We start from the raw sequence: 17,421 nt of genomic DNA, 5'->3' as shown, positions 1-17,421 counted from the left end.
GGGCAGGGAGAGCCGCTCATCCCTGGAGCAGCGCGCCGAACAGGCCCTCGCCGTCGTCGCCTGCGGGCAGCCCGCTGACCTGGCCGTCGCCGACCTCCACCACCCGCCACGCCCCGTCCTCCCGCAGCGCCATGTCGGTGGTCACCCACCGGCAGCCCAGAGAGCGGACGGCCTCGCCGACGCTGTCGAGGGCGGGTGCCGGGAGCAGACCGGGCGTGTCCGGATGAGCTGTCACCCGCACCGCCCGGCCGTCCACCCACCACACCCGTGCCTCCCCGCCCGGCACGAACGGCTCGTACGCGCGCAGCACCACCCCGCCGGCCAGGAACTCCCCCTGCAGTTCGAGGAACCGCCCGACGACGCCCGCCAGCCGTTCCGCGTCGCTCAGCTCCGGCACGAAGCACGCCTCATGCCATTCATGCTTACGGGACTTCACGAAGTCCTTGACGATGCCCGGGCCCGAGCCGAGATCTCCGGCGAGGTCCGACCACGCGGAAGGATCAGGCAGTGCCTCTCCCACGGACAGGACGCGCCAGACGCTGCGCGGGGTGAGGCCGGCGAACGCCTCGTACCAGCCGGGAAGTTCATGGGCGGTGCGATACGCGGCGGAACCCGTGAGCAGTGAGCAGCCACGGGCGAGGAGGGCGCGCTCCAGGTCCGCGTAGCGGTCGGGCGGGATCATCCAGCCCCGGTACCAGTACTGGCCCGAGTCCCGCCGCACCCGGCCGACGGCGGTCTCCGCGTCCCCGGAGAGCAGCGCGTCGTGGTCGATCAGGACGACCTGCGCGCCGGTGCGTCGTGCGGCGGCCTCCTCCTGGGCGAACCCGGGATCGGGGTGACGCGGCCGCAGTGGGTCGGAGCAGAACAGGAAGCCGGGCGGAGACATGCGGAGATCGTCCTTCGGGCCGTCGGCGAGGGAGAGTCGGCGGGGAGAGCGAGTGCCGGGGGCCGGTGCACGGGCACCGGCCCCCGGCACCTCCCGGATCAGAGCCTGGACAGCTCGTCCACCAGGTCGTCCAGGCCGAGCGACCCCTGCGACAGGGCCGCCATGTGCCAGGCCTTGAGGTCGAACGCGTCGCCGTGGGCCTTCCGGGCGTTCTCCCTGCCCAGGAGCCAGGCACGCTCGCCCAGCTTGTAGCCGATGGCCTGGCCCGGCATCGACAGATAGCGGGTCAGTTCGCTCTCCACGAAGTCGGCGGGCCGGCCGCTGTGGCTGCCGAAGAACTCCTCGGCCAGGGCGGGCGTCCACCGCTCACCCGGGTGGAACGGGGAGTCACCGGGGATCTCCAGCTCCAGGTGCATGCCGATGTCGACGATCACCCGGCAGGCCCGCATCATCTGCGCGTCCAGATAGCCCAGGCGGCGCTCCGCGTCGGGCAGGAAGCCGAGTTCGTCCATGAGCCGCTCGGCGTACAGCGCCCAGCCCTCGGCGTTGGCGCTGACCTGGCCGACCGACGCCTGGTAGCGGGAGAGGCTGTCGGCGACGTGCGTCCACTGCGCGATCTGCAGGTGGTGGCCCGGCACGCCCTCGTGGTACCAGGTGGACACCAGGTCGTAGACGGGGAAGCGGGTCTCGCCCATGGTGGGGAGCCAGGTGCGGCCCGGGCGCGAGAAGTCCTCCGAGGGCCCGGTGTAGTACGGAGCGGCGGCGCCGCCCGCGGGAGCGATCCTGGACTCCACCTTCCGCACGCGCTCGGCGAGTTCGAAGTGGGTGCCGTCGAGCGCCTCGATCGCCTCGTCCATCAGGCTCTGCAGCCAGACCCGGACCTCGTCCACGCCCTCGATGTGCTTCCCGTGCACATCGAGGTGGGCGAGCGCCTCCCAGGGACCCGCGCCCGGAAGGATCTTGTCCGCCTCGGCCCTCATCTCGGCCAGCAGCCGGTGGTATTCGGACCAGCCGTACGCGTACGCCTCGTCCAGATCCAGATCCGTGCCGTTGAACTGCCGCGCCCAGCGGGCGTAGCGCTCCCGGCCCACCGTGTCGGGGGCACCCTCGATCGCGGGGGCGTACACATCCCGCATCCAGTCCCGCAGCGCGACCAGGGCCGCGGCGGCCTGCCCGGCCGCCTCGTCCAGCTCCGGGCGCAGCGACGCGGGTCCCTCGGTCACGAAGTCCTGGAAGAAGCCGGGTCCGTCGCCCTCCCCGGCCCAGGTGCCCAGCTGTCCGATGAACGTCGCGGCCGGGCGGGGGCCGCCGTACAGCTTGCGCTCCAGACCGAGGGCGAGCGAGGCGCGGTAGCCCTCCAGGGCCGCGGGAACCGCCCGCAGCCGGTCCGCGACCGCGGCCCAGTCCTCGTCGGTCGCCGTCGGCGTCGCCGAGAAGACGTCACGGAGGCTGTGCGCCGGGGAGTGGATGTTGGACACCGCCCGCAGCCCCTCCTCCGCCTCGTGGATGGCGAGTTCGGCCGTCAGGCGTTCCCGCAGCAGTCGCGCGCAACGCCTCTCCTCGTCGGCGTCGGCGCCCGGCACCCGCTCGGCGGCGTCGAGTTCCGCGAGGGTGCTGCGGATGAGCCCGGCCATGGCCTCCTGGCCGGCGGGCGAGAAATCGGGCAGCCGGCGGGAGCTTTCCGCGACACCGAGATAAGTACCTGTGATCGGGTCGAGTTCGATGTACGCGTCGACGTAGGCGTCGGCGACCTGGCGCGGCAGTGCGCTGCTCGATGTGTCTGACATGTGGGACATCCTCGTACGGCGGAGGCCTCCCCGTCACGGGGGAACAGGACTTCGGCCGGAGGAAGATCCTTTATGGCGCGGAGGTACCGGGGCGCTCCGGGGCGCCCGCAGGACTCCGCGCGCCCGTCTCGGGCGGCATCAGCGGGCCGCATTCCCACTGCTGGAAGATGAGCCGGGTCTCCACGCGTGCCACCTCGCGGCGTGATGTGAACTCGTCCAGGACCAGGCGCTGCAGATCCGTCGGGTCGGCGACGGCCACATGCACCAGATAGTCGTCGGGACCGGTGAGGTGGAAGAACGCCCGGGACTCCGGCAGGGCCCTGATCCGCTCGACGAACGGGCCGATGAGCTCCCTGCGGTGCGGCCGGACCTGGACCAGCAGGAGAGCCTCCAGGCCACGGCCGAGCCGCGCCGGGTCGAGCCGCAGCCGGTGTCCGAGGATCACCCCCGAGCGGCGCAGCCGTGCCACACGGTCCAGGCAGGTGGACGGGGCCGCTCCGACTTCTGCGGCGAGCTCCCGGTACGTCGTCCGCGCATCGTTCTGCAGGAGACGCAGAATGTGCAGATCAACCGGATCGAGAACGACGGATTCAGCCATCGGGCGAACGTAGCACGGCATTCCGGCACCCTGGGCCGGTTCCTGTTCAGGCTGGTGACATGGACACCGAAGCCTCCTCGCTGACATCCCAGCCCTCCTTCCGGTCCAGGGCCCTCGCCACCGAAGCCGTGCACGCCGGACGCGACGATCTCGCCTCCCTCGGCCTGCATGCCGCGCCCATCGATCTCTCCACCACCTATCCCTCGTACGACTCCCGGGGGGAGGCCGCGCGCATCGACGCCTTCGCCTCCACCGGGGCCCGGCCCGACGGCCCGCCCGTGTACGCGCGGCTCGACAACCCGACGACGGGCCGCTTCGAGACGGCACTGGCCCGGCTGGAGGGTGCCGACGACGCGGTCGCCTTCGCCAGCGGCATGGCGGCGCTGACCGCCGTCCTGCTGGCACGCGCGAGCCTTGGGCTGCGCCATGTCGTCGCGGTGCGCCCGCTCTACGGCTGCAGCGACCACCTCCTGGGCGCCGGACTGCTGGGCACCGAGGTGACCTGGACGGATCCGGCGGGCATCGCCGACGCGATCCGCCCGGACACCGGTCTGGTGATGGTCGAGACGCCGGCCAACCCCACGCTCGCCGAGATCGACATCCGGGCCGTGGTGCACTCCTGCGGCTCGGTGCCGCTCCTCGTCGACAACACCTTCGCCACGCCCGTGCTGCAACGGCCGCTCGAAGAAGGGGCGCGGATCGTGCTGCACAGCGCCACCAAGTACCTCGGCGGTCACGGTGATGTGATGGGTGGCGTCGTCGCCTGCGACGACGAGTTCGCCGCGACCCTGCGGCAGGTGCGCTTCGCCACCGGGGGCGTGCTGCATCCGATGGCCGGCTATCTGCTGCTGCGCGGCCTCTCCACCCTGCCGGTGCGTGTACGAGCCGCGTCGGCCTCCGCTGCCGAACTGGCCCGCAGGCTCTCGGCCGACCCCCGCGTCGCGCGCGTGCACTACCCGGAGGTGGGCGGGGCGATGGTGTCCTTCGAGGTGTTCGGGGATCCCCACCGGATCATCGCGGGCGTACGGCTGGTCACGCCCGCCGTCAGCCTCGGCAGCGTGGACACCCTCATCCAGCATCCGGCCTCCATCAGCCACCGCATCGTGGGTGAGGGAGACCGGAGGGCCGCCGGCGTCGGTGACCGTCTGCTGCGTATGTCGGTCGGCCTCGAGGACGTCGAGGACCTCTGGGCCGACCTGTGCCAGGCGCTCAGTGACGGAGGTGCTGTTCAGCCTGAGGTGCGAGCCGTTGTTCAGCCTGAGGTGCGAGCTGCTGTTCCGTCTGCGGTGCGAGCTGCGGGGCAGGAGCCGCGGCCAGCCGGGCGGTGATGACCAGGGTGCCTTCCTCGATCTGGTAGTCGAGAGGCAGCGAGAGCGCCCGCATGGCGGCCACCATCCCCGTGTTGTGGGCCTGGGTCACCGCGTAGACGCTCTCGCAGCCCGCCTCGACGGCCAGGGCCACCAGCCGGCCGAGGAGTTCGGAACCGATCCCGCGGCGCTGCCAGTCGTCCTCGACGAGGAGGGCGACCTCGGTCTCGTCCCCGTCCCAGAGCAGATGGCCGAGCGCCACCAGCCGCCCGGAGGCCGTCTGCACGGCGAGCGTGCGGCCGAAGCGGGGGCTCAGCAGGTGGTCCAGATACCGGTCGGCGTCACGCACCGGACCGTGGTAGCGCAGGCCGAGGGTCTGCTCGGAGCAGCGGTCGTGCATGGCGAGGGCCGCGTCCCGGTCGTCGCGGTCCGCGCGGCGCACGGTGATCTCGTTGCCCTCGGGCAGGGTGAGGACGTCCTCGCTGCGTGGTACGCGCGGGCCGAGCCGGGCGTCGAGCTCGACCAGGGCACGGGCCCGGGCGAACTCGGTCGGGGTGAAGGGGAGGTACGGGCGCTCGACGGTGATGGCACCGCCCGACGGATCGCGCAGCCGCATCACGGTGTCCTCCAGGACACCTTCGACCGGTGCGCTCTCACCGGTGGGGCGGCCGGTGATGGACAGGGCGGGCAGCGAGTGGATGGTGCACCGGCCCAGGAGCTGACGCAGGGCCAGGGGGAGTTCGGCAGCGTCCAGCGCCGTGCGTGTGGCGAGGCCGAGGACCCGGGTGGGCGTGTCCACCAGGTCGTGGGCGTCCGCGCGCTCGATCCAGGTCGCGGTGCCGCCGGCGGCGGAGATCTCCCGCGTGAGCTGCTGGGCCGGCAGCGTCGCCGGCGCCCGCAGCAGGAACTCGTCGACCGTGCCCTCGGCCAGCGGGTGGGTCTGCAGGGTCAGGATGTCGATCCGGTGACGGGCCAGGGCGATGCAGAGGGCGGCCAGGGCGCCGGGGGCGTCCCGTACGGTCGTCCGCATCCGCCAGAGCACCGTCCCAGCGGTCTCCTCGGTGTCGGCGGAGGGCAGCTCCTGGCCGGCACCGGTGCCGGTATCGGTGTCCGGGGGCGGCGCGTGGCTGTGGCGCCGTGCCCACCATGTGTGGAAGGCGGCCGTGGCGACCAGGGCCACGGCCGAGGCCATGAGCAGATAAGGCCCGTCGGGCTGGTGCCCGATCAGGTTCGCGATCGCGTCTGCCACGGCCACGGCCGTGAACAGGGCGGCCAGCTCGATCAGGTCCCGCCGCCAGTGGTGCGGGCGGCGGGCACTCTTCGCGGATGTCACATCAGTCATGTATTCACTGTGACCGAACGGTGTTGCCTGATCACGAACGCATTGTGACTGATGGGTTACGTGTGGATCTGGTCGCCTTCAGGGCGTTATCTCATGGATCACTGGCCGGTGCGCCCCGGCTGCAGCACCTTGCTGAACAGGACCGTGCCGCCCTGCGCCCGGAGCCGTACGGTCAGCTCGCCGCTCCCGCCGTCGATGTCCACCTCTCCGAAGAACTGCGGCTGCTCCATGGGGGACACGTTCTGCCGGTCCGGTGCCCGGACGAAGACCCGATCCGGGCCGAACGTGCCGTCCAGCGCGTTGGCGGGGAAGCTGCCCGCGGCCAGCGGGCCCGACACGAACTCCCAGAACGGCGCGAAGTCCTTGAAGGCCGCGCGCTCGGGGGCGTAGTGCTGGGCGGAGGTGTAGTGCACATCGGCCGTCAGCCAGACGGTACCGGTGATCCCCCGGTGCTTGATGTGGCGCAGCAGCTCGGCGATCTGCAGCTCGCGGCCCAGCGGTGCGCCCGGATCGCCCTGGGCCACCTCCTCGAAGTCCGTGGCACCGTCCGGGACCACCAGCCCCAGCGGCATGTCGGCGGCGATCACCTTCCACACCGCGCGGGACCGCGACAGCTCCCGCTTGAGCCAGCTCAGCTGCTCGGCGCCGAGGATGCCCGTGGTGTCGTCGGGCTGCCGGCCGGGGGAGTTGGCGTTGCGGAAGGACCTCATGTCCAGCACGAAGAGATCGAGCAGCGGACCGTGCCGCACGACGCGGTGCATGCGCCGCTCGGCCGGCGACGCCTGGAGCGTCGGCACGGGGAAGTACTCGCGGAACGCCCGCATCGAACGCGCCGCGAGCACATCCACGTCCTTCTCGGTGTAGCGGACGTCGTCGAGGATCTGCCCCGGGTACCAGTTGTTGCGCACCTCGTGGTCGTCCCACTGGATGATGGAGGGGACCTGCGCGTTGAACGTCCGCAGGTTGTCGTCCAGCAGGTTGTACCGGAAGTTCCCGCGGTACTCGTCCAGGGTCTCGGCGACCTTCGACTTCTCCGGGGTCGTGATGTTGCGCCAGACCCGGCCGTCGGGGAGCGTCACGCTGGGCTCCAGCACCCCGTCCGCGTAGATGTTGTCGCCACTGCACAGGAAGAAGTCCGGGTCCAGGCGGCGCATCTCGTCGTACACCCGGTAGCCGCCGATGTCGGGGTTGATGCCCCAGCCCTGTCCCGCGATGTCGCCGGACCAGAGGAACCGCACCCCGTCGCGGCGGCGGGCGGGCGCGGTGCGGAAGGTCCCGTACACGGGCTTGCCGGTGCGGCGGGGGTCGTGGGGGTCCGCGAGGGTGACGCGGTAGTGCACCTGCTCGCCGGCCGGCAGCCCGTACAGCGGGGTCGTCCCGGTGAAGTCCGTACGGGCGCCGATCAGCGGGCCGTGCCAGGTGCGGGCGCGGCGGAAGGACTCGGTCGCGGAGGTCTCCACCACCATCCGGGCGGGGCGGTCGGAACGCACCCACACCAGGGCCGACGAAGCCGTGACATCGCCGACCTGCACGCCCCACGCCGCGCTCGGCCGGCCGGACAGGGCGAACGCGGGAGCGGTGGTGAGCGTCGCGGGCACGGCGACCGCGGCCGAGGCCAGGAGCGAGCCGCGCAGTACGGTGCGGCGGCCGGGGGCCGGGACGGGCGGACGGTTCGACATCGATGCGCCTCCAGGGGCGGGTGCGGCTGCCGGGACAGCAGGGGCGTACGGGCTGACTGCGGACGGCGGGGGCGTACGGGCTGACGGCAGCCGGCCGGGGTCGTACGGGCCGGCTGCAGACCCATGCCTAGTCCCCGGTGGCGGCGGGGACGCCAACCGCAGATGAACAACCGGTCGGTCCGTCCCCGTGAGCCTCCGCTGCCGCGGGCCCTCAGCCGTCGTGCCCCGGGCCGTACCCAGGGCCGTACACCTGGCCTTGCCCCGGACCGCCACGGACCGATTCGGCGAGCAGACGGACGCCGTTCCCTATGACGGCGGGCGCCAGATGCGCGTAACCGAGCACCAGCCGGACCGCGTCGTCCCGCGCCCCGCCCGCCGTGCAGTCGCTGAGCGGGCGCAGCGCGATCCCGGCGGCCGTCGCCCGGCGCAGGAACTCGTCCTGCGGGCCGAACCGTTCGGGCAGTCGGGCGATGATGTGCAGACCCGCGGCGATCCCGCTCACCTCCGTCCCGGGGAAGCGCGCGTCGAGCGCTCCCGTCATCGCGTCGCGGCGCTCCCGATACGCGCGCTGGCAGCGGCGCAGCTGCCGGTCGTAGCCGCCGCCGGTGACGAAGTCCGCCAGTACCGCCTGGTCGACCGACGGATTGCCGAGGTCCATCGTGCGCTTGCGGGCGACGATGGCGTCGGTCATCGCCGCGGGCGCGATGAGCCAGCCGAGCCGCAGACCGGGGGCGAGGGACTTGCTGACCGAGCCGGTGTACACGACGTGCTCGGGGTCCAGACCCTGCAGCGCCCCGACCGGCGCCCGGTCGTAGCGGAAGTCGCCGTCGTAGTCGTCCTCCATGATCACTCCGGAGGTGCGACGGGCCCAGTCGAGCAGCTCACCGCGCCGCTCCGAGGAGTACCCGATCCCGGTGGGGAACTGGTGAGCCGGGGTCGTGACCACAGCGCGCACGCCGGAGCGCAGGAGCGGGTCCACCGCCAGCCCCGCGTCGTCGAGCGGCAGCGAAACCGTGGTCAGGCCGGTGGAGGCGAAGAGCGAGGCGTGCTCGGGGCTCCCGGGATCCTCGACACCGACCGCCGTGGCGCCACGCTCACGCAGCACGAAGCCGAGCAGGGTCGTCGCCTGGGCCACCCCCGAACACACCACCAGCCGCTCAGGATCGGCCACCACACCCCGGCGCCTGGTGAGCAGGGACGCCAGCGCCACGCGCAGCTCCGGCAGGCCGCGCGGATCCGGGTAGCCGAGGGAACTGTGCGGCAGCCGGTCCAGGACCGTGCGATGGGCCGCTGCCCAGGCACTCCGCGGGAAGAGCGCGAGGTCCGGGGTGCCCGGACGGAAGTCCACCCGCGCGCCCGGCGCACGCGGTGACAGATCCCGCGCCCCCCGGGCGGCGGGCCGCACCGCACCGCTCACCCAGGTGCCCGAACCCCGGCCGGCGCGCAGGTAACTCTCGGCGGTCAGCTGCTCGTACGCCTCGGTCACCAGGCCGCGTGACACCCCGAGATCGGCGGCGAGTTCCCGGCTGGCCGGAAGCCGGGTCCCGGCCGGCAGCCTGCCCGAACGTACGGCATCGCGCAGCGCCGACTGCAGTGCGCGCCCCCGTCGGCGTGCGGGGGCGGAGGCGGCGGGCAGCAGCAGTTCCCAGGCGGCGGAAGCGTTCCCGTCCCCGTCCCGCGAGGCCGGGCCGGGCGGTGGATTGGTCCCCGAAGACGTCATGGAAGTGGACCTTAAACGGGACCGCAGTGAAACCTAGCGTCGCCCTCATGAACGAAACGTCCCTGCGCGGAGCCCTTCTCGCGGCCTTCGCCTGCACCCTCGTAGGCGCCTCCTTCACGGCGAACAGTGTCCTCGGCGACTATCCGTACGCGGGCGGCCAGGCACTGCGGTACGGACTGGCCGCCCTGCTGCTCCTGCCGCTCCTACGCTCCGGCGGCCCCCGGCCGGCCGCCGCACTGAGGGCGCTCACCCGGGGGCAGTGGGGCCGCCTGGCTGCTCTCGCCGCCATCGGGATGGTCGGCTTCAACCTGGCGGTCCTGGCCGCGGAACGCACGGCGGAACCTGCGGTACCGGGCGTGCTCGTCGGCTGCGCGCCCATCGTCGTCGGCGTCCTCGTGCCCGCCCTGGAAGGGCGCCGCCCCACCCGCGCCGTCCTGTCCGCGGCGGGTCTCGTGGCCGTCGGCGCGTTCACCGTCCAGGGCTGGGGGCGCACCGACCTGGCGGGCGTCCTCTACTCGGTGGGCGCGCTGGCCGGAGAGGTCGGCTTCGCGGTCCTGGCCGTGCCGGTGCTGCGCCCCCTCGGACCGAAACTGCTGTCGGCGGTCGTTTGCGCCGTGGCCGCAGCGGAGTCGGTGGTGCTGGGCATCATCCTCGATGGGGGCGGCTTCCTGCGGGTGCCCACAGCGGGGGAGGCGCTCGCGCTGCTCTGGCAGGCGGCCGTTGTCACCGTCATCGGCTTCGTGTGCTGGTACAGCGGGATGCGGCGCATCGGAGCCGAGCGGGCCACGCTCTTCTCCGGGCTGATCCCCGTGTCGGCGGCGCTGACCGCACCACTGGCCGGCACGGGGACGTACGGCCTGGGCCAGGGCGTGGGAAGCCTCCTGGTCGGCCTGGGCGTGGCGCTGGGCTCAGGCGTTCTGGGCCGGGGCCGTACCGGCGGGCCGGCGGCTCGTGTCGAGGATGACCCGCGCCACGGCGGCGGGGTCGTCGTTCATCGGGACGTGGCCGCAGTCGGGAAGACGGACGAGCCGCGCCCCCGGTATCACGCGCTTGGCCCTGACGCCCTGCCGCGGCACAAGGAGGCGGTCCTTGCTGCCCCAGGCGATGCTGACGGGAACGTCCGGTACGTCGTCGGTGAACGCCACGGTCCGGCCCGCATCGAGGGTCTGGTGGAAACCGGTGGCCTCGCGCAGGGCGACGGTCTCCGACACGACCGCAGCGGGTGAACGGCGGCCGGGGCGCGCGTAGATGGTGCTGGTCAGCACGGTGCGTCCCGGTGAGCTCTGCGAAAGCCGCTCGATCAGCGGCATCGGCATCGAGAGGGCCGCTCCTCGCATCGCGCGCAGCACTCCGAAGGCGTAGCGCCGCTCGCTCGGTGTCCAGAAACCGGCGGGCGACAGGGCCGTCACCGAACGTACGAGCCTCTCGCGGCCCAACTCCAGTGCCAGCAGGCCTCCCAGGGAGTTCCCGGCCGCATGCGGCCGTACCACGCCGAGCGCGTCGAAGAACGAGCCGAGCACCGGGACCATGGTCCGCAGGTCATGGGCGAGCCCCTGCGGCAGCGCCGGTGACGCGCCGAATCCGGGCAGGTCCACCGCGATGACATCCCGCTCGAGCGCCAGGATGCGCAGGACCGGGTCCCACGCCTGACGGTGATGGCCTATGCCGTGCAGCAGTACCAACGGCTCGCCCGAACCCGTCCGTTCGTACGACATCTCGACCGTGCGCCGCCCGGCGGGAGAGCCGAATGCGAACGAAACCGTGGTGGCCATGCTGCTCCTCGGGACGGTCCTGCCGGGTTGGGACGGACGTAACCGGACGCCTCGTCAACCCTCGTCCACCATGCTTACCGTCGGGTAGCCCCTAGTTCAAGGGGCGAACGTGAATCCCGCTGGACACCCCGAAGTCGCGTCGGCTGGGATGGGAAAGTGACTGCCGACACCGTTACCGACCTCTTCGAAGAACACCGGCCCTTCCTCACCGGGGTCGCGTACCGCATGCTCGGCCGTGTCGCCGATGCCGAGGACGTCGTGCAGGAGGCCTGGCTGCGCTGGTCCTCGGCGGAGCGTGGGGACGTGCGGGAGCCGCGGGCCTTTCTCGTGCGGATCACCACACGTCTGGCCATCGACCGGCTGCGCCACCTGAGGTCCCGGCGCGAGGCGTACGTGGGACCGTGGCTGCCCGAACCCGTGGTCACCGAATTCGGCCCGGCCGTCCCCGATTCCGCGGAGCGCGCGGTGCTCGCCGACTCCGTGTCCCTCGCCGTACTGGTCGTCCTGGAAACCCTCTCCCCGCTGGAGCGTGCCGTCTTCGTCCTGCGCGAGGCCTTCGGTTTCCCGTACGCGGAGATCGGCGCCGCCCTCGACCGGTCCGAGGCTGCGGTACGGCAGCTCGCCGGCCGCGCCAAGCGCCATGTGGAGGAGCGCAAACCGCGGTACGACGTGGATCCGGCGGTACGGCGCGATCTCACCGAGCGCTTCCTCGCCGCGGCTTCGGGCGGGGACCTGGAGAAGCTGCTCGCCCTGCTGGCACCCGACGCGCGCCTCGTCAGTGACAGCGGAGGCAAGGCGAAGGCAGCGCGGCGGATCATCGAGACCGCCGACAAGGTCGGCCGCTTCCTCATCGCCGTGAGCCGCGACCTGCCGCCCGGTACGGAGGTGAGGGTCACGGAGCTCAACGGTGGCCCCGCTCTGGTGTTCGGTGTGGACGGGGTGGTCGAGACGGTCTTCCAGGCGGAGGTCGAGGGTGGAGTGATCCGCTGCGTCTACGTCATCCGCAACCCGGACAAGCTGGCCGGTCTGCACATGGGTTAGGGCCTCTCGCCCCGCGAGACCCGCGAGCCCCACGGCCGGTGACGGCCGTGGGGCTTCGTGTTGCCGTGCCTCACAGCCGCGCGAACGTCCCGTGAACGCTCTGCGGCAGGAGGCCGTTCCGCTGTGTGACAGGAAGAGGATTGGTCTTGACCAAGGTGGTTCGCCGCCCTAAGGTCTGAACGATAAGGCAGGAACCTTTAATAAATAACGTCGCGGAAAACAAGCCACCGGGCGGATGCGGAGGACAGGGTGGGGACCACGCAGCTGGAATCGGTGCAGGAGCCGAAGTACTGGCACCTCAAGACCGTGCTCAGTGAGGCACTCGACTCGGACTTCGCGGTGGGAGAGGTACTGCCCAACGAGCGGGACCTCGCGGCGCGCTTCGGCGTCGCCCGGGCCACTCTCCGTCAGGCACTGGAGCAGCTGGAACTCGAAGGAAGGCTGCAGCGACGCCGCGGCGTGGGCACGACCGTCGCCCCGCCCCGCGTCGGAGTTGCCGTCGCCACCGCTCAGCACGGCTGGGTGGGCGGCGACACGGACGAGGCGTGGCAGGCCCTCGACTGCACCGTCGAGACGGCTCCCGCCGCGGTCGCGGCCATGCTCGGTACGGACGCCGGGGAGCCCGTGCACGTGGTGCGCCGCACCCGTGTCGCTCAGGGGCAGGCCGTGGCGGCGGAACTCCTGTACGTGCCGACGGCTTCCGTGCCCGAACTCTCCGCCATCGAGGCGCCGTCCGGGCCGGTCCGGGCGCGCGGTGTCCTGAGGGAACTGCACCGCCTCGACCTCGACGGCCAGGACCGCTCGGTCGAACTCGGCTCGGCACGCGCGGACGACGCGAAGGAGCTCGACCGGCTCCCCGGTGCCCCGGTCCTGGTGGTCACCACGCGGTACCTCGCCGCCGCCGGCACCGCAGCAGTCTCCGTCGCCACCTACAGGGCCGACACCTGCCGGCTGACCTTCGGGGATTCCGGGGCGCTGGAGATCAGCCACGACGAGCAGGAGCGCAAGGCCTCCTGAAACCCCCGAGGTCCCCGCCTCTGAAACCCCCGAGGCCCGGCCTCCTGAGACCCCCGAGGCCTTCACCTCCTGAGGCCCTCGCCTCCTGGCGTTCCACGGCCCGTCGCGTTTTCAGCGGCGGGCCGTCACCGTGCCGTCCACGGCGAAGAGCTGTTCCTCGACGTGGTCCAGGGCCAGCCGCAGGGCCCCGGTGGCGACGGCCGCCTCCCCGAGGAGCGAGAGGGTCACCCGGGGCGGCCGCAGACAGTAACGGGCGAGCTCGCCGCGGAGCGGATCGAGGACCCCGTCCAGTCCGGCGGCCCACCCGCCGATCACCACGAGCTCCGGATCGAGCGCCAGCACCAGGGCCGCGACATCGTGCACCAGCCGCTGTATGAACCGCGCGACGGCGGCCTGCGCCCCGGCGTCGCCGTGCTTGGCCTTGGCGAAGACCGCGGCGACGGCGTGCTCGTCCAAGGGGTCCAGCGGGGTGTCCGTCGTGGAGAGCAGGTGTTCCGGTGTGACATCGCGGCCGAGGAGATGCAGCGCGCCGATCTCCCCGGCCGCGCCGCCGAACCCGCGGTGCAGCCGGCCACCGATCAGCGACCCGGCGCCGGGGCTCAGGCCCGCCAGGACGAAGACGATGTCGTCGGACTCGGTCGCCGCGCCCTTCCAGTGCTCGGCCACCGCGGCCGCGTTGGCGTCGTTCTCCACGAGGACGGGGCACCGGAAGGAACGCCGCAGCCTTTCGCCGAGCGCGAGACCGGTCCAGTCCGGCAGCGCCGTGCCCAGCCGCACCGTGCCATCGGCCTCCACGATGCCGGGGCTGCCCACCCCGACCGCCCGCAAACTGCTCCGCTGCACCCCGGCGCGCCGCAGTACATCGGCGATCATGCCTCTGACCTGGTCGAGCCTGTCATCCGCGCACGCGGTCTCGGAGACGTCCCGTGAGCCGGCGCCGACGATCCGGCCATCCAGCCCGGACAGCAGGGCGGAGACCCGGTGCGGGCCGATCTCGATGCCCAGCAGGTACCCGGCCTCCGCGCGGAACCTGAACCGGCGAGCGGGCCGCCCCTGGCGCCTGGCGCCACTGTCGTCGGGCAGCGCCTCCACCACCAGGCCTGCCCCGATGAGCCCTTCGACGACACCTTCGACCGTGGGACGCGACAGACCGGTGACCCGGGTCAGGTCCGTGAGGGTGGGCGAATCCGCCCCTCGCAGGGCGTGCAGCACCACCGCGGAATTGATCCTCCGCAGCAGAGACGGGTCCCCACCGGTCAGCCGGCTCACCGTGTGTCCTCCCAGGTCGTGCCCATGTCTGCCGGATCGTACTCGCTGGCCCCGGCCTCGGCGACCAGCACCCGGGGCGAGACAACCGGAACCCGCCCAGGAGCCGGGGAACGGCCTCGGTCAGCGCGGAGCGACGAAGCCGGACTCGTAGGCTGCGATCACCGCCTGTGTGCGGTCCCTGGCTCCCAACTTCGCGAGCACGGCGCTGACATGTGACTTCACGGTCTCCACCCCCACGACGAGCTCGGCGGCGATCTCCGCGTTGGAACGGCCCCGGGCCATCAGGCGGAGGACTGCCGCTTCGCGGTCGGTGAGCGCCGCCCGGTCCATCGCGTCCCGCGCCTTGCTCGTGCCGTATTCCGCGGCGAGTTGCCGGACCGCGGCGGGGAACAGCAGCGACTCGCCTTCCGCCACCAGCCGCACCGCGTGGACGATCTCCGCGGGCCGGGCCCGCTTGAGCAGGAAACCGTCCGCCCCCGCGCGCAGCGCCTCGTACACGTACTCGTCGTTCTCGAATGTGGTCACCACCAGGATCTTCGGCGGATCCGTAACGGTGCGCAGCACCACCCTGGTCGCCTCGATGCCGTCCATCAGCGGCATGCGCACATCCATGGCCACGACGTCGGGCCGCAGGCGGTTGACGAGAGGGATCACGGCCGCGCCGTCGGCGGCCTCGCCCACCACCTCGATGTCGTCCTGCGCCTCCAGGACCGCGCGGAGCCCTGCGCGAACCAGAGGTTCGTCGTCGACCAGAAGTACGGTAACCGGCATCCGGTCAGCGTATGCGGTCCAGCGGGAGGGTCGCGGACACGATCCATTCCCCCTCGTGCGGGCCGGTTCTGGCCCTGCCGCCCAGCAGGGCCGCCCGCTCCCGCACACCCCGCAGTCCACTACCGCTCCCCGGGCCGCGCGAGGACGCAGCAAGGGGGTTGGCCACCTCCAGCTCCAGCCTTTCCTCCGCCACAGCGATCCTCACCCGTACGGGAACGGCGCCGGCGTGACGCAGCACATTGGTGAGCGACTCCTGCAGGATCCGGTAGCCCTCGCGGGACACCGGGCCCGGCACCAGCTCCAGTGGTCCGGTCATTTCCACGTCCATCTTCACGCCGGAGCCGCGGGCCGAATCCAGCAGCCGGTCGGCTTCCACCAAGGTGGGGCGCGCCCCGACGGGAAGGTCGGCCGATTCCCTCAGCACGCGCAGGACACGCTCCAGATCGTCCAGCGCGTTGCGCCCCGTCTCCTCGATGGCGGCGAGGGCCTGCGCGGTGAACTCCGGGTTGCCCGCCGTCCTGGCAGCCCCTGCCTGCACCACCGCGACCGTCAACGCGTGGCCGATCGAATCATGGAGCTCGCGCGCTATCCGGTTACGCTCCAGCAGTTGTTCGGTGCGCTCCTCCAGGGTGGTCAACCGCTCGGTCGGCGATGGTCCCAGCAGCCCGCGGGCGGCAGCCGTGGCCACTTCACCGCACAGGATGATCCATCCGAGCAGCATCAGTATCGGGAGAGGTGCGAGCAGGGCGCACAGCCACCGCACACCGAGGAAGTCCGTCAGCCAGTTCACGCCCGGATCGGCGCCGGCCGTGACACTGATGAGGTCGAACGTCGTGGTCGGCAGCCAGACGGTGGCGAAGCCCGCCGCCACGGTGAGCAGCAGCCTGACCTCGAGCCAGGCCACGGTGCGCCAGCGATCGGCCCATGTCCCCGCGGGGGCTGCGGAGATCGAGGGGTCCGCCCGGCCGCGTTCCCCGGGCGTGAGGAGAAGCTGCGCCTGCACTCCTTCCACGAGGCGCATCGAGGGCAGCAGCCCGGCCGGCACCGCGAAGACGAAGGGCATCGGCACCCACGGAGTGCCGATGGCAATGAACATCCACACGCTGACGACTGCGGTCGGAATGAGCAGATGCAGCCAGCGGCTGTACGTGACGGGCGCGGCCAGCGGCCCGAGAAAGTGGCGCATGCCGCCATCGTGTCAGCGCAGGGCCACGAGCGGCTCCCCCGAGCGAGGGAGACGAACCACCCTGCCGGGGGAGGCCCCGGGCGCCGGGCGGGAGCCAGGCTTGGTTCATGACCAGCATCGACGTCCACGAACTCACCAAGGACTACGGGCCCACACGAGCCGTGGACCAGCTCACGTTCAGCGTGGAACCCGGCCGCGTCACAGGCTTTCTCGGACCCAACGGCGCGGGCAAGTCCACCACCATGCGACTGGTTCTCGGCCTGGACCGGCCCACAGCCGGCACCGCCACCATCGGCGGAGTGCCGTACGCCTCGCTGGGAAACCCGCTGCGCCGGGTCGGAGCCCTGCTCGACGCCCAGGCAGCTCACGGATCACGCACCGCGCGTGACCACTTGCTCGCGCTCGCGGTGAGCAATGGCATAGCCGGCACCAGGGCCGACGAGGTCCTGGAGGAAACCGGGCTCGCAGCAGTCGCGAGGCGGAGGATCAAGACGTTCTCCCTCGGAATGCGGCAACGCCTCGGAATCGCGGCCGCGCTGCTCGGCGAGCCGGATGTGGTGATGCTGGACGAACCGTCGAACGGGCTGGATCCGGAAGGCATCATCTGGATCCGTGAGCTGATGCGCGGCATGGCACGCGAGGGCCGCACCGTCCTGGTCTCCAGTCACTTGATGAACGAGACCTCCTCGTTCGCCGATCACCTGATCGTCCTCGGCCGGGGACGGCTCCTCGCCGATCTGCCCATGCAGGAATTCCTCGACTCCCGCAGCCGGCCCGGCGTCCGGCTCCGCACCACCGAACCCGCGCGGCTCCGCGAGGTCTTGACCCGCAAGGGATTCATGCCGGAGCAGGAGGCCGACGGGCGCTGGACCGTCGACGGGGCGAAGGCGGAAGAGATCGGCGCCGCAGCCGCGGCCGAAGGCATTCCCCTTCTCGAACTCATCGACCAGCAGACCACATTGGAAGAGGCCTATCTCCGTCTCACCACGGACGAAGCAGAGTTCGCAGCGGCCCCATCGGCCATCGCACGCCAGGAGGCATGATTC

Annotated in this window: 14 protein-coding genes and 1 pseudogene; 5 read left to right on the top strand and 10 right to left on the bottom strand. The window is 72.0% G+C overall.

The genetic code is table 11. From position 1 onward, the window contains the following. Positions 1 to 16: 16 nt before the first annotated feature. From ACIRD8_RS24125 to ACIRD8_RS24115, 3 genes are all read right to left on the bottom strand, one after another. A complete protein-coding gene (locus ACIRD8_RS24125) occupies positions 17 to 886 on the bottom strand; it encodes an ATP-grasp domain-containing protein (RefSeq protein WP_403995124.1) in 870 nt (289 codons plus the stop codon). 98 nt (positions 887 to 984) lie between these two features. Next, complete coding sequence (locus ACIRD8_RS24120; protein ID WP_403995122.1) at positions 985 to 2,673, bottom strand: DUF885 domain-containing protein; 1,689 nt, start codon at positions 2,671 to 2,673, stop codon at positions 985 to 987. Positions 2,674 to 2,743: 70 nt separating this feature from the next. Beyond that, positions 2,744 to 3,271 carry an Lrp/AsnC family transcriptional regulator gene (locus tag ACIRD8_RS24115; protein ID WP_403995119.1) on the bottom strand — a complete coding sequence of 176 codons (528 nt, stop codon included), beginning with the start codon at positions 3,269 to 3,271 and terminating at the stop codon, positions 2,744 to 2,746. Positions 3,272 to 3,330: 59 nt separating this feature from the next. Here ACIRD8_RS24115 and ACIRD8_RS24110 point away from each other — a divergent pair, with 59 nt between their 5' ends. Beyond that, positions 3,331 to 4,599 (top strand): trans-sulfuration enzyme family protein, encoded by a 1,269-nt coding sequence (locus tag ACIRD8_RS24110; protein ID WP_403995116.1) that lies wholly within the window; start codon positions 3,331 to 3,333, stop codon positions 4,597 to 4,599. On the opposite strand, the gene ACIRD8_RS24105 is transcribed toward ACIRD8_RS24110, so the two are convergent. The 3 genes from ACIRD8_RS24105 to ACIRD8_RS24095 all read right to left on the bottom strand — a co-directional run bounded on the left by ACIRD8_RS24105 (position 4,481) and on the right by ACIRD8_RS24095 (position 9,319). Further along, the gene (locus ACIRD8_RS24105; RefSeq protein WP_403995113.1) at positions 4,481 to 5,920 is read right to left on the bottom strand and encodes a GNAT family N-acetyltransferase; all 1,440 of its coding nucleotides are present in this window, start codon (positions 5,918 to 5,920) and stop codon (positions 4,481 to 4,483) included. The genes ACIRD8_RS24110 and ACIRD8_RS24105 overlap by 119 nt on opposite strands. 98 nt (positions 5,921 to 6,018) lie before the next feature. Beyond that, a complete protein-coding gene (locus ACIRD8_RS24100; protein ID WP_403995110.1) occupies positions 6,019 to 7,599 on the bottom strand; it encodes an alkaline phosphatase D family protein in 1,581 nt (526 codons plus the stop codon). A 211-nt stretch (positions 7,600 to 7,810) separates the two neighbouring features. Continuing rightward, positions 7,811 to 9,319: a PLP-dependent aminotransferase family protein gene (locus tag ACIRD8_RS24095; protein ID WP_403995107.1), complete on the bottom strand. Its 1,509-nt coding sequence runs from the start codon at positions 9,317 to 9,319 to the stop codon at positions 7,811 to 7,813. A 47-nt stretch (positions 9,320 to 9,366) separates the two neighbouring features. Here ACIRD8_RS24095 and ACIRD8_RS24090 point away from each other — a divergent pair. Beyond that, positions 9,367 to 10,164, top strand: a pseudogene (locus ACIRD8_RS24090) (DMT family transporter); the annotation flags it as partial. Positions 10,165 to 10,227: 63 nt separating this feature from the next. Here ACIRD8_RS24090 and ACIRD8_RS24085 read toward each other — a convergent pair. Continuing rightward, positions 10,228 to 11,091 carry an alpha/beta fold hydrolase gene (locus ACIRD8_RS24085; RefSeq protein ID WP_403995104.1) on the bottom strand — a complete coding sequence of 288 codons (864 nt, stop codon included), beginning with the start codon at positions 11,089 to 11,091 and terminating at the stop codon, positions 10,228 to 10,230. A gap of 156 nt (positions 11,092 to 11,247) precedes the next feature. On the opposite strand from ACIRD8_RS24085, the gene ACIRD8_RS24080 reads away from it, so the two are divergent. Further along, entirely contained in the window at positions 11,248 to 12,132 is an 885-nt protein-coding gene (locus ACIRD8_RS24080; RefSeq protein ID WP_403995101.1) for an RNA polymerase sigma-70 factor, read from the top strand. Between the two features lie 249 nt (positions 12,133 to 12,381). Continuing rightward, positions 12,382 to 13,149 (top strand): GntR family transcriptional regulator, encoded by a 768-nt coding sequence (locus tag ACIRD8_RS24075; protein ID WP_403995098.1) that lies wholly within the window; start codon positions 12,382 to 12,384, stop codon positions 13,147 to 13,149. Between the two features lie 111 nt (positions 13,150 to 13,260). Here the strand turns inward: ACIRD8_RS24075 and ACIRD8_RS24070 are convergent, their stop codons facing one another. The 3 genes from ACIRD8_RS24070 to ACIRD8_RS24060 form a co-directional block, all read right to left on the bottom strand. Further along, complete coding sequence (locus ACIRD8_RS24070) at positions 13,261 to 14,418, bottom strand: ROK family transcriptional regulator (RefSeq protein ID WP_403995096.1); 1,158 nt, start codon at positions 14,416 to 14,418, stop codon at positions 13,261 to 13,263. Between the two features lie 120 nt (positions 14,419 to 14,538). Then, complete coding sequence (locus ACIRD8_RS24065; RefSeq protein WP_403995093.1) at positions 14,539 to 15,189, bottom strand: response regulator; 651 nt, start codon at positions 15,187 to 15,189, stop codon at positions 14,539 to 14,541. Between the two features lie 4 nt (positions 15,190 to 15,193). Then, positions 15,194 to 16,375, bottom strand: a complete 1,182-nt coding sequence (locus ACIRD8_RS24060; RefSeq protein WP_403995090.1) for a sensor histidine kinase — start codon at positions 16,373 to 16,375, stop codon at positions 15,194 to 15,196. Positions 16,376 to 16,482: 107 nt separating this feature from the next. On the opposite strand from ACIRD8_RS24060, the gene ACIRD8_RS24055 reads away from it, so the two are divergent. After that, positions 16,483 to 17,418, top strand: coding sequence for an ABC transporter ATP-binding protein (locus tag ACIRD8_RS24055; RefSeq protein WP_403995087.1), 936 nt, complete (start codon positions 16,483 to 16,485; stop codon positions 17,416 to 17,418). The last annotated feature ends 3 nt before the right edge of the window (positions 17,419 to 17,421 follow it).

Source organism: Streptomyces sp. NPDC102451 (assembly GCF_044765485.1).
GTDB lineage: Bacteria > Actinomycetota > Actinomycetes > Streptomycetales > Streptomycetaceae > Streptomyces.
The sequence above is the reverse complement of the archived record's forward strand: the minus strand, read 5'-3'. Positions and strand labels throughout refer to the sequence as shown.